Annotated in this window: 15 protein-coding genes; 8 read left to right on the top strand and 7 right to left on the bottom strand. The window is 67.5% G+C overall.

What is annotated here, in order from left to right:
• Positions 1 to 64: 64 nt before the first annotated feature.
• The 3 genes from AC3WTC_RS07410 to AC3WTC_RS07400 form a co-directional block, all read right to left on the bottom strand.
• Entirely contained in the window at positions 65 to 1,087 is a 1,023-nt protein-coding gene (locus AC3WTC_RS07410; protein WP_025876505.1) for a LacI family DNA-binding transcriptional regulator, read from the bottom strand.
• A 164-nt stretch (positions 1,088 to 1,251) separates the two neighbouring features.
• Complete coding sequence (locus AC3WTC_RS07405) at positions 1,252 to 1,527, bottom strand: BolA family protein (RefSeq protein WP_492711231.1); 276 nt, start codon at positions 1,525 to 1,527, stop codon at positions 1,252 to 1,254.
• Positions 1,524 to 1,823 (bottom strand): YciI family protein, encoded by a 300-nt coding sequence (locus tag AC3WTC_RS07400; RefSeq protein WP_492711252.1) that lies wholly within the window; start codon positions 1,821 to 1,823, stop codon positions 1,524 to 1,526. Before AC3WTC_RS07400 ends, AC3WTC_RS07405 begins: the two co-directional genes overlap by 4 nt.
• Positions 1,824 to 2,196: 373 nt before the next feature.
• Here AC3WTC_RS07400 and AC3WTC_RS07395 point away from each other — a divergent pair, with 373 nt between their 5' ends.
• The 4 genes from AC3WTC_RS07395 to AC3WTC_RS07380 are packed head-to-tail and all read left to right on the top strand — an operon-like array spanning position 2,197 to position 6,464.
• The gene (locus AC3WTC_RS07395) at positions 2,197 to 3,102 is read left to right on the top strand and encodes a segregation and condensation protein A (RefSeq protein WP_080148416.1); all 906 of its coding nucleotides are present in this window, start codon (positions 2,197 to 2,199) and stop codon (positions 3,100 to 3,102) included.
• A gap of 13 nt (positions 3,103 to 3,115) precedes the next feature.
• Positions 3,116 to 3,988: an SMC-Scp complex subunit ScpB gene (gene scpB, locus AC3WTC_RS07390; RefSeq protein WP_080148415.1), complete on the top strand. Its 873-nt coding sequence runs from the start codon at positions 3,116 to 3,118 to the stop codon at positions 3,986 to 3,988.
• Positions 3,981 to 5,711, top strand: a complete 1,731-nt coding sequence (locus tag AC3WTC_RS07385; protein ID WP_032978780.1) for a pseudouridine synthase — start codon at positions 3,981 to 3,983, stop codon at positions 5,709 to 5,711. Before scpB ends, AC3WTC_RS07385 begins: the two co-directional genes overlap by 8 nt.
• 27 nt (positions 5,712 to 5,738) lie before the next feature.
• Complete coding sequence (locus AC3WTC_RS07380; RefSeq protein ID WP_133119351.1) at positions 5,739 to 6,464, top strand: hypothetical protein; 726 nt, start codon at positions 5,739 to 5,741, stop codon at positions 6,462 to 6,464.
• Between the two features lie 63 nt (positions 6,465 to 6,527).
• Here the strand turns inward: AC3WTC_RS07380 and AC3WTC_RS07375 are convergent, their stop codons facing one another.
• Complete coding sequence (locus AC3WTC_RS07375; RefSeq protein WP_080148414.1) at positions 6,528 to 7,316, bottom strand: AraC family transcriptional regulator; 789 nt, start codon at positions 7,314 to 7,316, stop codon at positions 6,528 to 6,530.
• A gap of 90 nt (positions 7,317 to 7,406) precedes the next feature.
• On the opposite strand from AC3WTC_RS07375, the gene AC3WTC_RS07370 reads away from it, so the two are divergent.
• Both AC3WTC_RS07370 and AC3WTC_RS07365 read left to right on the top strand, forming a co-directional pair.
• Positions 7,407 to 8,534: an MFS transporter gene (locus AC3WTC_RS07370; protein WP_223482859.1), complete on the top strand. Its 1,128-nt coding sequence runs from the start codon at positions 7,407 to 7,409 to the stop codon at positions 8,532 to 8,534.
• Between the two features lie 68 nt (positions 8,535 to 8,602).
• On the top strand, positions 8,603 to 8,923 hold the full coding sequence (locus AC3WTC_RS07365) for a hypothetical protein (RefSeq protein WP_258954683.1): 321 nt from the start codon (positions 8,603 to 8,605) through the stop codon (positions 8,921 to 8,923).
• Here AC3WTC_RS07365 and AC3WTC_RS07360 read toward each other — a convergent pair.
• The 3 genes from AC3WTC_RS07360 to AC3WTC_RS07350 all read right to left on the bottom strand — a co-directional run bounded on the left by AC3WTC_RS07360 (position 8,910) and on the right by AC3WTC_RS07350 (position 11,422).
• Entirely contained in the window at positions 8,910 to 9,347 is a 438-nt protein-coding gene (locus AC3WTC_RS07360) for a hypothetical protein (RefSeq protein ID WP_492711230.1), read from the bottom strand. The two genes, AC3WTC_RS07365 and AC3WTC_RS07360, sit on opposite strands and share 14 nt — an antisense overlap.
• 105 nt (positions 9,348 to 9,452) lie before the next feature.
• Positions 9,453 to 10,259: an amidohydrolase gene (locus AC3WTC_RS07355; RefSeq protein WP_080148411.1), complete on the bottom strand. Its 807-nt coding sequence runs from the start codon at positions 10,257 to 10,259 to the stop codon at positions 9,453 to 9,455.
• 14 nt (positions 10,260 to 10,273) lie between these two features.
• On the bottom strand, positions 10,274 to 11,422 hold the full coding sequence (locus tag AC3WTC_RS07350; RefSeq protein ID WP_032978768.1) for a pyridoxal phosphate-dependent aminotransferase: 1,149 nt from the start codon (positions 11,420 to 11,422) through the stop codon (positions 10,274 to 10,276).
• Positions 11,423 to 11,535: 113 nt separating this feature from the next.
• Here AC3WTC_RS07350 and ccmA point away from each other — a divergent pair, with 113 nt between their 5' ends.
• Together ccmA and ccmB are read left to right on the top strand one after the other, a co-directional pair.
• Positions 11,536 to 12,267: a heme ABC exporter ATP-binding protein CcmA gene (gene ccmA, locus AC3WTC_RS07345; RefSeq protein WP_492711229.1), complete on the top strand. Its 732-nt coding sequence runs from the start codon at positions 11,536 to 11,538 to the stop codon at positions 12,265 to 12,267.
• A complete protein-coding gene (gene ccmB / locus AC3WTC_RS07340) occupies positions 12,264 to 12,959 on the top strand; it encodes a heme exporter protein CcmB (RefSeq protein WP_025876478.1) in 696 nt (231 codons plus the stop codon). Before ccmA ends, ccmB begins: the two co-directional genes overlap by 4 nt.
• Positions 12,960 to 12,990: the final 31 nt, after the last annotated feature.

Here is a 12,990-nt window from a genome sequence, read left to right as displayed (position 1 = left end):
CGGGTGGCGGTGACCGCTTGCGCGGCACCTGCGATCAATCAAAAAAGAAGGAACGCCTCTGGCTTCAATGGCCGGATGGCGGAGTGGTGGAATCGCGAACAATCAGGCGCGGGACCAGGGTCTGCTTGTCCCCTGCCCCTTCCGTGGAGGTGCCGTCCATCAACTGCAACAAACGCGACATCGCCCGATCGCCCAGTTCGGCAATGCTGACCTGCATGGTGGTCAGCGACGGGTGAACGAAACGCGCAAGCGGAATGTCATCGAAGCCGGCCAGGGCGACATCGGTCGGGACATGGACACCTGCCTGCGCGAAGGCATACAGGCAACCCAGGGCCATCATGTCGTTGGCGGCGAATACGGCATCGGGCAGCGTGCCGGCTGCCAGCAACTCCTGACCGGCGCGATGGCCGGAAGCTTCGTCGAAATCACCGGGCAGCTCGATGCCTTCGGCGCCGCTGCCAAACGCCGCCAGCGCGTCACGGAAGCCGCGCAGGCGCTCGCGCGCGTCGAAGTTGAGGTCCGGGCCAGAAATGAATGCAATGCGCCGATGGCCAGCATCGAGCAGGTGGCGGGTCATCGCCATTGCCCCTGCATGGTCATCGATGCTCAACACCGGATGGTCCTGCCCAGGCAGGTAGGTGTTGATGAGTACCGTCGGCAATGCCTGCGGCAGGTTGTCGGTCAGGAACCCGGGGCTCTCGGCATAGGGCGAGAGCACCAGCAGACCGTCGACCCGGCCGCGCATGGCACGCAGGGCCGCGCCCTGCTGCTCCTGGTCGCCGTGATAGCTCGACACCAGCAGGTGCTGGCGCCGGCTGCGGGCGACGTTGTCGATGCCACGCATCAGTTCGGAGAAGAATTCGCCGTACAGGTCCGGAAGCACCACGCCCACCGTATTGGTGCGGCGGCTGCTCAGGCTGCGGGCGGCGGCGTGCGGGGTGTAACGCAGCCGTGCGGCCACCTCCAGCACAAGCTGGCGGACCGGTTCGGCGACATTTTCATGCCCGTTGAGCGCGCGCGAAACGGTGGCCACAGAGACCTTGGCTTCACGGGCGACGTCTTTGATTGTTATGGCTGCCTTGTTCACGAAGCCGCCCTCCACGGCTTGGACCTACCAGCATTGGCGCGGAATGTAAGCGTTTCCATCTGCGCTTGTAAACAGTCCGTTAGACGAATGTCCCCAAACGGACACGGAAACCTGTCCCTGGCAGGCCCATCAACGGACCTGCCAGGACAGCGCGGGACAAGGCCTCAGCCCTGTTCTGACGGGGTATGCGCGCGGATGGACAACGCGTGGATGTCGGTTTGCATCAACGTGCCCAAGGCGGCGTAGACCGCGCGATGGCGCGCCAGCGGGGACATTCCCGCGAAGCGCTCGCTGACCACGTGCACGTTGAAATGGCCGCGACCATCGCGCGCTCCGGCATGGCCTGCATGGCGATGGCTGTCGTCTTCGATCTCAAGCACGCTGGGGGCCAGCGCGTGCTGCAGCGCATCACGAATCTGCTCGATCCGTTCCGCGTTCACGGCAGCACCTTGCGGAACGGACGCACCTGCACCCGCACGTAAACGCCCGCCGCGACGTACGGGTCGGCATCGGCCCAGGCCTGGGCCTGCTGCAACGAGTCGAAGCCGGCAATCACCAGCGAGCCACTGAACCCTGCCGGGCCCGGGTCTTCGCTGTCGATCGCCGGACACGGTCCGGCCAGAAGCAGGCGGCCTTCATCGCGCAACGCGGTCAACCGTGCCAGGTGCTCGGGCCGCGCCTGCAGCCGCTGGGCCAGTACATCCTGGCCGTCATATCCTTCAATCACATACCACACCGGCATTTCCTCGCTTGCGTTGCTGGTGAAGCAATTCTAGCCAATCCAGCCCCGCGCCCGGCCTCGGCTGGACACTGGCGCGGCAAAGGCTTACCCTAGGAACCATTGCACGTGGCTGGATGCAGCAGCCCGTCGGTTTTTGCGGCCAACGCAGCCCCCGACGACCGACCCGCTGCTTCGAACCGGTCCACCCGACCGGGTCACGTAGACGACCTCCCCGTAGTCCTGTCGCTGCCGTGTCCTGCGGAGCGCCCTGTTGTTTGATGTGTGGAACCGCGCCGAGACAGGCGCGCCTGGTGTCCTGGCGGTCCGTGGCAGTTGCCCGGTGTGTCAGCTACCGCGACTGGTCCGTTGCAATCCTGATCTCCATTAGATGACTTCCGAACTCGCGCTCGACGCGAACACGCCAACCCGGCCGCCCGCCCCCCAGCAGCAGGAAATGCCGCTGGCCGTGGTGCATGGGCAACCGGTCCTGCAGATTCCGCAGGACCTGTACATCCCGCCGGATGCGCTGGAAGTCATCCTTGACGCCTTTGAAGGACCGCTGGACCTGCTGCTGTACCTGATCCGCCGGCAGAACCTGGACGTGCTGGACATTCCCGTGGCCGAGATCACCCGGCAGTACGTGGAATACATCACCGTGATGCGCGAGCTGCGCTTCGAGCTTGCCGCCGAGTACCTGGTGATGGCGGCGATCCTGGCGGAAGTGAAGTCGCGCATGCTGCTGCCCCGCCCCCCCAGCGTGGAGGGCGAGGAAGCCGATCCGCGTGCGGAGCTGGTGCGACGGCTGCAGGAGTACGAACGCTTCAAGCAGGCCGCCGAGGATATCGACGCCCTGCCCCGGCAGGACCGTGACACCACCGTGGCACATGCCTTCATGCCCGAGCGCGCCGCAGTGAAGCTGCCGCCGCCGGTGGACCTGAAGGAAATGCTGATGGCGCTGCACGACGTGCTCAAGCGCGCCGAGCTGTTCACCGGCCACGCCATCAAGCGCGAGGCGCTGAGTGTCCGGCAGCGCATGGGTGAAGTGCTGGGGCGGCTTGAAGACGGCAGGTTCTATCGTTTTGAAAACCTGTTCACCTCCGAAGAAGGCAAGCTGGGCGTGCTGGTCACGTTCCTGGCAGTGCTGGAACTGGCCAAGGAGCAGCTGCTGGACCTGGTGCAGGAAGAACCGCTGGCGCCGATCTACGTGAAGTCCCTGGCCGCCGGCAATACCAATGCCCCGCTGCAGTTCAGCAGCGAGTTCGACGACAACGACGCCGCCAATGAAAACGAGTGAGCGCTGACTGCCGATGGATCAAACGCTGATCAACCGCATTGTCGAAGGTGCGCTGCTGGCCTCCAGCCAGCCGCTCACCCTGGCCCAGCTGAAGGACCTGTTCCCGGAAGATGAGCCGGCACCACCGGGCAGCATCGAACGTGCGCTGGAACGGCTGCGCGAGGGCTGCCAGGACCGTGGCGTGGAACTGGTGGAGGTGGCTTCGGGCTTCCGCTACCAGGTGACCACCGAAGTACATGGCTGGATCAGCCGGCTGTGGACCGAACGCAAGACCCGCTATACCCGCGCCACCCTGGAAACACTGGCCCTGATCGCCTACCGGCAGCCGATCACCCGTGGCGAGATCGAGCAGGTGCGCGGCGTGGCGGTCAGCAGTAACATCATCCAGGCACTGGAAGAGCGCGAGTGGATCCGCGTGGTCGGCCACCGCGACGTGCCTGGCAAGCCTGCCCTGTTCGGCACCACCAAGGGCTTCCTGGACTACTTCGGGCTGAAACGCCTGGACGAACTGCCGCCCCTTTCCGAGCTGAAGGACCTGGGCGACCTGGAACCGCAGCTGGCGCTGGATCGCGACGCCCCCCTCGCCGCCAGTGCCGACGGCCCGGACGTGAGCGCCGACCCGGACGCCGCTGCAAATGACGACACCGGCACGACCGCCGGCGACACCCCCGATTCTGCCGACGCACTTCCTGCGGCGGCCGACGATGAGCAAGCACCTTCGCCCTCCAATGATGGGCACCCCGATTCCGCGCCGGGCGAGCGCGCGGTGACAGTGAACGAACGCGAAGACAACGCCGTCGCGAAGACGACCGTGGCTGTTGACCAAGCCGATTCCGAACCAGAGGCCGACCTCGAAACCGTCGGCCGGAGCAAAACTGATGAGTGACACCCCCCGCAAGCCCTCGTTGAACAAGCTTTCGCTCAAGCGCGAAGCCACGTCCGAACAGTTCAAGCTGGAAGAACGCCTGCACAAGGTCCTGGCCCAGGCCGGCCTCGGCTCGCGTCGTGCGCTGGAACAGCGCATTGCCGAAGGCCTGGTCAAGGTCAACGGTGAAGTCGCCCAGACCGGCATGTCGGTCAAGAGCGGCGACAGGATCGAACTCGACGGCCGCGGCTTCGTCGCCACTGCGCTGGCCGAGCCGTCGCGCGTGCTGGTCTACAACAAGCCGGAAGGCGAAGTGACCACGCGTGAAGACCCTGAAGGTCGCCCGACCGTGTTCGAATCCCTGCCGGCGCTGAAGGGTGCCCGCTGGATCGCCGTCGGCCGCCTGGACATCAACACCACCGGCCTGCTGCTGGCGACCACCGACGGTGAGCTGGCCAACGCCATGATGCACCCCTCCTTCGAGGTCGAGCGCGAGTACGTGGTGCGCGTGCGTGCCCCGGAAGGTGAGGACAAGGTGCCCGATGCCGTCGTCGACCGCCTCACCCGTGGTGTCGCGCTGGAAGATGGCCCGGCCAAGTTCGATGAGATCGAACGCATCGGCGGCACCGATTCGCACGACTGGTTCCGCGTCGTGGTGAAGGAAGGCCGCAACCGCGAAGTGCGCCGCCTGTGGGAATCGCAGGGCTGCCAGGTCAGCCGCCTCAAGCGCACCCGCTACGGCAAGGTCAGCCTGCCGCGCGAACTGGCCCGCGGCCAGTCCGTCGAACTGCCGGGCAGCCAGGTCGAAGCGCTGCGCGCCGAACTGAAGCTGGAAGAAGGCGCGCCGTCGGCCCTGACCCTGCAGCCGGTGATCGGCCAGCGTCGTGCTGCCAAGACCACCGTGCGCGTACGCGAAGGTGGCCGCGGCAACGCTTACGTCAATGGTCACAACACCGCCGATGAAGGTCGCGAACTGCGTCGCTTCGACAACGTGCGCGAAGACCGCGGCCGCGGTCGCGGCGGCAAGGGTGGTGGTGGTTTCAAGGGCGGCCTGACCGTCAGCGGTGAAGCTGCTGCCAAGCAGTCGCAGCGCCCGTTCAAGCAGCGCGCGCCGAAGAACGACCGCTCGCTGCCGGAAGGCAACCCGGCCGCATTCCGTACCTGGTACGTGCCGGATGGCGTGAGCACCGGCCCGAGCGGCCACCGCAATGCCGGTCCGGGCGCTCGTGGCCCGGGTGCCCGTGGTCCGGGCGCAGGTGCAGGCGGCCAGGGCCGTCCGTACGGCAAGCCGAAGGGTCCGGGCGCAGGCGCCGGTGGCAGCCAGGGTCGGGGCGGCTACGGCGGTGAAGGTCGTGGTGGCTACGGTGGTGAAGGACGCGGTGGCGCCGGTGGCGCAGGCGGCCAGGGTCGTCCGGCCGGTGCGGGCAACCGCTCGCAGGGCCAGGGCAACAAGCACCCGTACGGCCATCCGGGCAATGCCCCCAGCTTCCCGTCCGACCACGCCAATCCGGGCTTCAGTCCGTACGGCAGCTCGCGTCCGGCCGGCAACGGTCGTCCGGGCGGCAATGCGAATGCACGTCCGGGCGGCAACCGTGGTCCGGGTGGTCCGGGCGGCAATCGCGGCCCGGGTGGCCCCGGCGGCAACCGTGGTCCCGGCGGCCCGGGTGGCAACCGCGGCCCGGGTGGCCCCGGCGGCAACCGTGGCCCGGGTGGCCCGCGTCGCAGCGGCCCGCGCGGCGGCTGATCTCCACCTTCAATGAAGGACACAGCGATGACACGGATGTTGTCCCTCGGCGCCCGCATCGGCGCCGTGCTGGTGGCTCTGTTGCTGGTCGGCGGCTGCGAACGCGCTGCCGACCGGCTCAAGCAGGAAATCGCCGCCACGCAGAATCCCTGGCCGAAATCTTCGGCCCTGCACGATCCGGCCGACCGCATGCTGCGTCGGCTGATCGTCGATGAGCGCTATCTCACCCGCATCAAGCAGGCCGGCAGCAAGGACAAGGCTGCTGTCGCCGGTGCACAGCTTGCACTGGATGGCATTGGCCGCCTGCCCCGCCCCATGCTGGAGCGGCGTGCGCAGCTGCTGGCCGCAATGCTGCGCGGAATGCCGGTAGAGAAATGCGCACTGATCGCCCGCGCCACCACGGCGTCGGACATTGCGCAGGTAGGCAGGACCTTGTTCAACGAACTGGAGAAGCGTCCGTCGCAGGACATCGATTTCTGGTTCGAGATGAGCTACCAGGCCAGCCTCGCCGAGCTCGAACAGCGACCCGCAACCCCTGCCACTGAACAGCAGATTGCCGAGGCGACCGAGGCCCTGCTCGCCTCGATGGCTGACGAAAGCACACGCGCGCGGGCCATGGCGGTACTGCCGCGGATGGACACCGCACCGGCTGCCGACGTCTGCTGGGCATCGCTGATGCTGCTCGATGCCGCGTCCAGCACCGTGCCCGAACCACATCGCGGCACATTGGCCTGGCTGATGGCCCAGCAGTAGACCGGCGGCGGAAGCCGGGCCCGTGCGCCCGCTTCCCCGCGTTCGGCCGCGACCACTGCACTCTCACCCTGCCGCTCGAGCGCTTTCGGCGCGCTGGAACGCCGCAGGCGTGGTCGCGACCATGCTGCGGAAGAAGGCGATGAACGGACTCTCTGCCGAGAATCCAAGTTCCAGCGCCACGTGCGCGACACGATGGCCGAGCAGCAGCAGTTCCATGGCCCGCATCAACCGCCATTGCTGGCGCCACGCCTGGTAGCCCATGCCGGTATCGCGTTGCATCAGGCGCCCGATCGTACGCACGCTCAGTCCGCTGCGCTGGGCCAGCTCACCCAGTTCGGGCGGCAGCTGCTCGGCCACCGGCAGGCAGCAGGCGATGCGCGGGTCGCGCGGCAATGGCAGCTGCATCGGCTCCACCGGCGCAGCGGCAATCTCAAGCACGCACAGCGCCAGTTGATGCCCCGCTCGCGGCGCTTGCCAGTCATGTGCGAACGGCGCCTGCGCGATCGGCTCCAGCAGCGCCTGCAGCAGGGGACCAACACCAATGATTGCCGGCTGCTGCGGCAACTGCGCCGACAGCGTGGCATCGAAGTACAGCGACCGATAGTCCACCGCCTGTCGCATCTGCGCGCGGTGCAGCAGACCACCCGGAATCCACGCCGCGCGCGATGGCGGCAACAGGCTGATGCGATCGCCGAACGTCAGCCGCGTGCAACCGGCGCGCGTGTACAGCAGTTGCGAACGTGCGTGCTGGTGCCAACCGGAGTCATGCTCGGCCAGCGTGGCAGCGATACCGATCACCGGGGCGCTCCAGGCATCGGCATCGAAGCGAGCGTCGGGCTGCAGCCACGCCATGTCCGATTTAATCCATCTACTGTCGTAATCACTAGAGTGCGCCATCAGCACGGCCACGACAATGCGCGCCCCTGTTTCCGGAGCGCGCCGATGTCGCCTCGCCTGCTGTCCCTCACCATTGCGCTGCTGATGTTTCCGCAGCTGGCGCAGACCCTGTACAGCCCGGCGCTGGCCGATCTGGCGCAACGCTTCACCCTGCCGGCCAGCGCTGCCAGCCAGGCGATGAGCCTGTACCTGCTGGGGTTCGCGCTGGGCGTCCTGCTGTGGGGAAGGCTGGCCGACCGCGTTGGCCGTCGCCCCGCCCTGCTGGGTGGCCTGTCCGTTTTCGTGCTGGCGGCACTGGGCGGATTGGCGGCCGGCACGTTCGGCCAGGTGCTGGCTGCGCAGATGCTGGCCGCCCTGGGCGCCGCCGCCGCCTCGGTGGTGACCCAGACCGTGCTGCGAGACCACCTTGAAGGGCCCGCGCTGGCGCAGGCGTTCTCCTGGATTGGCATGGCGCTGGCGCTGAGCCCGGCGATCGGGCTGGCACTGGGCTCGCTGCTGGTCGCTGCCGATGGCTATGCCGGCGTGCAGGCCGGCCTGCTGCTGATCGCTGCATTGCTGATGCTGGGCTGCGTAACCGGGCTGCGTGAAAGCCGGCCCGCGCAGATCGCACCCGTACCGCTGCGGCCCCTGCTGCGGCAACTGCTGGGCGACCGTTGGATCTGGTCGCACGCGCTGCTGGTCATGGCCTTCAACGTGGCCATGTACAGCTGGTACGCGCTGGGGCCGTTCGTGTTCGCACGCCTGCACTGGCCGGCCAGCTGGTTCGGCGCCAGCGGTGCGGTGCTGGCGCTGGGTTCGGCATTGGGCGCCTGGGCCAATGGCCGCCTGTTGCGTGCCGGCGTCCCTGCGTTGACGCGCATCCGCATCGCGGCATCGCTGGTACTGGCCGGTGGTGTCCTTGCAGCGCTGCTGCGCGGGCAACCGGTCATGGTGATGGCGATGCTGCCGGTCGTTGCGGGATTCGGCCTGGCCATCCCCAACGTGCTCGGGCAGGCACTACGCAGCTATGCACACTGCCTGGGCAGTGCCGGCGCCCTGTTCGGCCTGCTCTACTACCTGCTGATCGGCGCGGCGATGGCCGTTGTCGGCGCACTGCAGATGCTGGCGCCATCCATCATCGCCTGTGCACTGCTGGCGCTGTGGTTGCTGCGTCCGCGGAGCGCGCTGGCCTAGGAATTGCTGCAAACGCCCTGCACTGTGCGCCACTGCCGGAAACCGCGCGGCAGCGCTGGCTATGGTGCGTGTTCTCCGCAACCACGCAGATGCCGATGATCACCATCACCGCAGAACAGGCCCGCGCAAACGCTGACGCCGCCACTCGACCGATCGAGCAGTACTACAGGGATCTGGACAAATCGATCCAGGTCGGCTCGGAAAACGGCCGCCGTTACATCGTGTTCGGCTTCAACAAGGCGCTGGCCAGCGAGCGCCTCGTCGACGGCGTCGTCGAGCAACTGCTGCAGAACCGCTTCAGTGTCGAACGGCTGCCCAGCGACGCCGAGCAGCACTACATCCGCATCAGCTGGGAAGCCGGGGAGCCCTCCCGCCTCAACGCCGGCTGATGGTGAACGCCGCGCCGTCCACACCCAGGTCCCAGCCCTTGCCGGTACCGGACAGGGCCAGCGAGACGTCTCCCTTGGTCATCACCTGCGCGTTGCTGGACTTCACCGCACCGGCATGCGCGCCGACCGAGGCGTAGGTGCCCAGCAGCTCGCCGACGCTGCTGGCGCCGGTGAAGCTGCCACGGCCATCGGTGATCTTCGACTTGCCAACGGTCAGGCCGCCGCCCTTCAGCTGGATCCGCACCGGCATGCTGGAACCGTTGGTGCAGTGGATGGTGCCGTTGCCCGAGGCGGTCTTGTAGATCAGTGACCAGCCGGACAGGTTGTAGCGCAGCTGGCAGTCAAGGTTGCCACCGGCCTGCGCGGCCGGGGCCAGGGACGCTGCGGCCAGCGCCAGCAGCAGTGCAAACGGCTTGGTATTCATCGGCAGAACATCCACATCGGTCGGAATGTGGGCGAATCTAGCAGCGCGCGCGTGCACGTTGGATGCAGGCGCGCGCGGTGGGGCGGGAAGCGTTCAGCCGCCGTATCAGGCCTGCACATCCAGATGGAAGGCATCGGCATCGAGCATGGCCGGGAAGCGTGCACGATGCGAGGCCAGCGCTTCGGCGGAGATGGTGGTGGTCACCACCTGCTCGCGCTCGCGGATCTCCACCTGCGGCTGGCCGAGGAAGTCGATGACCGCGCTGTCGCCAGCGTAATGCAGCTGGTTGCCATCCACGCCTACGCGGTTGACCGCAGCGACGAAACACAGGTTCTCGATCGCGCGCGCGCGCAGCAGGGTCTTCCACGCGTAGGCGCGCGCGGAAGGCCAGTTGGCGACGAAGATCTGCAGGTCGAAGTCCAGCTGGCCGGCTCGCTCGACGTTGTAGCGGTTGCGGCAGAACACCGGGAAACGCAGGTCGTAGCAGACCTGCGGATTGATCCGCCAGCCCTTCCATTCCACGCACAACCGGTCGCGGCCGGCGGCGTAGCGCTCGTGCTCGCCGCCGTAACGGAACAGATGGCGCTTGTCGTAGTACTGCAGGCCACCGTCAGGGGTGGCGAACAGCAGGCGGTTGTAGACGCCCTCGCCATCGCGCAGCTGCACGCTGCCGATCACCGCCGCGTTCAGGGCCTTGGCCTGTTCGCGCACCCACGCCACGGTCGGGCCGTCCATGCCTTCGGCCTGGGCGATGGCTTCGTTTGAAAAGCCACTGGTGAAGGTTTCCGGCAGGATCACCAGATCGGTGGTGCCGGCCAGCGGCGCCAGCAGCGCGCCGTAGTATTCGCGGTTGCCGGCCGGGTCGTGCCAGCGGGTGTCGCCCTGGACGAGGGAAATGCGCAGGTCCTGCATGCTGTCTCCTCCGCTCACAGCAGGCGCAGGCGTTCGATCGCCGCGTCAAGGGTGGCCTCGTTCTTGGCGAAGCACAGGCGCACCAGGCGCTGGCCGACCGGCGCGGTTTCGTAGAACGGCGACAGCGGAATGGCGGTGACGCCCTTCTCGATGGTCAGCCACTTCACGAACTCATGGTCCGGCAGGTCACTGATGGCCGAATAGTCGACCAGCTGGAAGTAGCCGCCCGGCACCGGCAGCGCCTTCAGGCGGGTACCGGCCAGCTGCTCGCGGAACCGGTCGCGCTTGGCTTCATAGAACGCGCCCAGTTGCAGATGATGCTGCGGCTCGTCGCGGATCATCGCGGCGAAACCGTACTGCGCCGGGCCGAAGCTGGTGAAGGTGTTGTACTGGTGCACCTTGCGGAACTCGGCGGTCATCGCCGCCGGCGCCACCGCATAGCCGATCTTCCAGCCGGTGCAGTGATAGGTCTTGCCGAAGCTGGAGATGACGAAGGTGCGCTCTCGCAGTTCCGGGTAGCGCAACGCCGATTCGTGGCGACGGCCGTCGTAGATGATGTGCTCGTACACCTCATCGGAAATCAGGTAGATCTGCGTGCCGCGCAGTACATCGGCCAGCGCCTGCATGTCGGCCTCGTCCAGCATCGCGCCGGACGGGTTGTGCGGCGTGTTGACCATCAGCAGGCGGGTGCGCGGGGTGATCGCCGCGCGCACGCGGTCCCAGTCCACCGCGAAGGTCTGCGGATCCAACGGTACGTGCACGGCGGTGGCGCCGGCCAGTTCGATCGCCGGTTCATAGCAGTCGTAGGCCGGGTCGAGCACGATCACTTCCTCGCCGGCACGCACCACGGCGTGGATGGCGTTGAAGATCGCCTCGGTGGCGCCGCTGGTGACGGTGATCTCGGTGTCCGGATCGATCGTCGCGCCGTACAGGTCCAGCGACTTCTGCGCGATGGCCTGGCGCAGCGGTGCCACGCCGGTCATCGGAGGGTACTGGTTCAGGCCCGCGGCCATCGCCTTGCTGGTCTCGTCGATCAGGCGCTGCGGCGCGGAGAAATCCGGGAACCCCTGGCCGAGGTTGACCGCGCCGTGTTCGGCGGCGAGCTGGGACATCACGGTGAAGATCGTGGTACCGACCTTGGGCAGCTTGGTGTTCGGTTGCATCGGCCTGGGCTGTGGGGAAACAAGGGCTGGAAGTGTACGAAATCCCGACCCGGCCTGCGGCGCCGACGGTAGCGCCGGGTCATACCCGGCGGCTCTTTGCACATGCCGCACCGATGGCAAGCCGCGCTGCGCGCTCGCCGGGCATGGCCCGGCGCTACCGGGTCACATTCACCGCTACAATTGCTGCCGCACTCCCGCATGAAGACCCCTGCGCCTTGAACACCCCTGCATTGCTGGCCGCCAGCGGCCTGAGCTTCTCCCGCAATGACGAGCCGGTGTTCGGCCCGCTGGACTTCCACGTGGATGCCGGCGAGGCGCTGCTGGTACAGGGCGGCAACGGTGCCGGCAAGACCACCCTGCTGCGCGTGCTGTCGGGCCTGGTGCGCCCGGGCGCGGGCCAGGTGCTGATCGACGGCAGGCCGGCCAGCAACGCCGAGCGTGCGCGCTATGTCGCCTACCTCAGCCACCTGCCGGCGCTGAAGCCGGACCTGGACACGCTGGAGAACCTGCATTTCCTCTGCGGCCTGCACGGCCGCCGCGCCCGGCAGATGCCGGGCAATGCGCTGGCCATCGTCGGACTGGCCGGCTACGAGGACACCCTGGTGCGGCACCTGTCGGCCGGACAGAAGCGGCGGCTTGCGCTGGCCCGCATCTGGTTGTCGCCGGCACCGCTGTGGCTGCTCGACGAACCCTATGCCAACCTCGACCTGGAAGGCATCAACCTGGTCAACCGGATGATTTCCGCACACCTGCGCAGTGGCGGCGCCGCCCTGGTCACCACGCATGGCGCCTATGCCGCCCCGCCGGTACGCACCCGCCAGCTCGATCTGGGGGGTGAAGCATGATCGCGCCAGGCACCGAACCGGGCCTGTGGCAGACCGCCCGCGCGCTGATTGCGCGCGACCTGCGCCTGCTCTGGCGGCGTCGCGGCGATGCCCTGCAGCCGGTGCTGTTCGCCCTGCTGGTGGTGGTGCTGTTCGCCCTGGCCCAGGGCCGGGACCCGCAGCCGCTGGCCGCCACCGCCGGTGCGGTGCTGTGGTTGGCGGTACTGCTGGCCGGGCAGCTGGCGCTGGATTCGCTGTTCCGCTCCGACGCCGAAGACGGTTCGCTCGAACAATGGCTGCTGGCGCCGGTGCCACTGGCGTGGCTGGTGCTGGTGCGGGTGCTGCTGCATTGGGCGACCACCGCCCTGCCACTGATCCTGCTGAGCCCGTTGCTGGCGGAAATGCTGCATCTGCCGCATGACCAGCTGCCGATGTTGCTGGCATCGTTGCTGCTGGGAACACCGTTGTTGAGCCTGATCGGTGGCGTGGTCGCTGCACTGACCGTCGGCATCCGGCGCTCTGGTATTCTCGTGGCGTTGCTGTCGTTGCCGTTGTACGTACCGGTGCTTGTCTTCGGTGCCGGCAGCCTGGCGGCAGCCAGCCGCGGGCAGGACCCGGTCGGTGCGCTGCTGATGCTGGGCGCTGGACTGGTGATCGCCCTGGTGCTGGCACCGCTGGCCACCGCTGCTGCGATCCGTATTTCTCTGAGTTGACCGAGCTGAGAGCCAATCCACCCCTGCTGGA

The sequence above is a fragment of the Stenotrophomonas sp. FW305-C-20-S1 genome (genome assembly GCF_058783335.1).
Note: the sequence above shows the minus strand (reverse complement) of the source record. Positions and strands in the feature narration are given on the sequence as shown.

Excerpts from the sequence above, each read along its gene's own strand:
- AC3WTC_RS07395 (WP_080148416.1), top strand. The coding sequence starts at position 2,197 with ATGACTTCCGAACTCGCGCTCGACGCGAACACGCCAACCCGGCCGCCC.
- scpB (WP_080148415.1), top strand. The coding sequence starts at position 3,116 with ATGGATCAAACGCTGATCAACCGCATTGTCGAAGGTGCGCTGCTGGCC.
- AC3WTC_RS07385 (WP_032978780.1), top strand. The coding sequence starts at position 3,981 with ATGAGTGACACCCCCCGCAAGCCCTCGTTGAACAAGCTTTCGCTCAAG.
- AC3WTC_RS07380 (WP_133119351.1), top strand. The coding sequence starts at position 5,739 with ATGACACGGATGTTGTCCCTCGGCGCCCGCATCGGCGCCGTGCTGGTG.
- AC3WTC_RS07375 (WP_080148414.1), bottom strand. The coding sequence starts at position 7,316 with ATGGCGTGGCTGCAGCCCGACGCTCGCTTCGATGCCGATGCCTGGAGC.
- AC3WTC_RS07370 (WP_223482859.1), top strand. The coding sequence starts at position 7,407 with ATGTCGCCTCGCCTGCTGTCCCTCACCATTGCGCTGCTGATGTTTCCG.
- AC3WTC_RS07360 (WP_492711230.1), bottom strand. The coding sequence starts at position 9,347 with ATGAATACCAAGCCGTTTGCACTGCTGCTGGCGCTGGCCGCAGCGTCC.
- AC3WTC_RS07355 (WP_080148411.1), bottom strand. The coding sequence starts at position 10,259 with ATGCAGGACCTGCGCATTTCCCTCGTCCAGGGCGACACCCGCTGGCAC.
- AC3WTC_RS07350 (WP_032978768.1), bottom strand. The coding sequence starts at position 11,422 with ATGCAACCGAACACCAAGCTGCCCAAGGTCGGTACCACGATCTTCACC.
- ccmA (WP_492711229.1), top strand. The coding sequence starts at position 11,536 with ATGGCAAGCCGCGCTGCGCGCTCGCCGGGCATGGCCCGGCGCTACCGG.
- ccmB (WP_025876478.1), top strand. The coding sequence starts at position 12,264 with ATGATCGCGCCAGGCACCGAACCGGGCCTGTGGCAGACCGCCCGCGCG.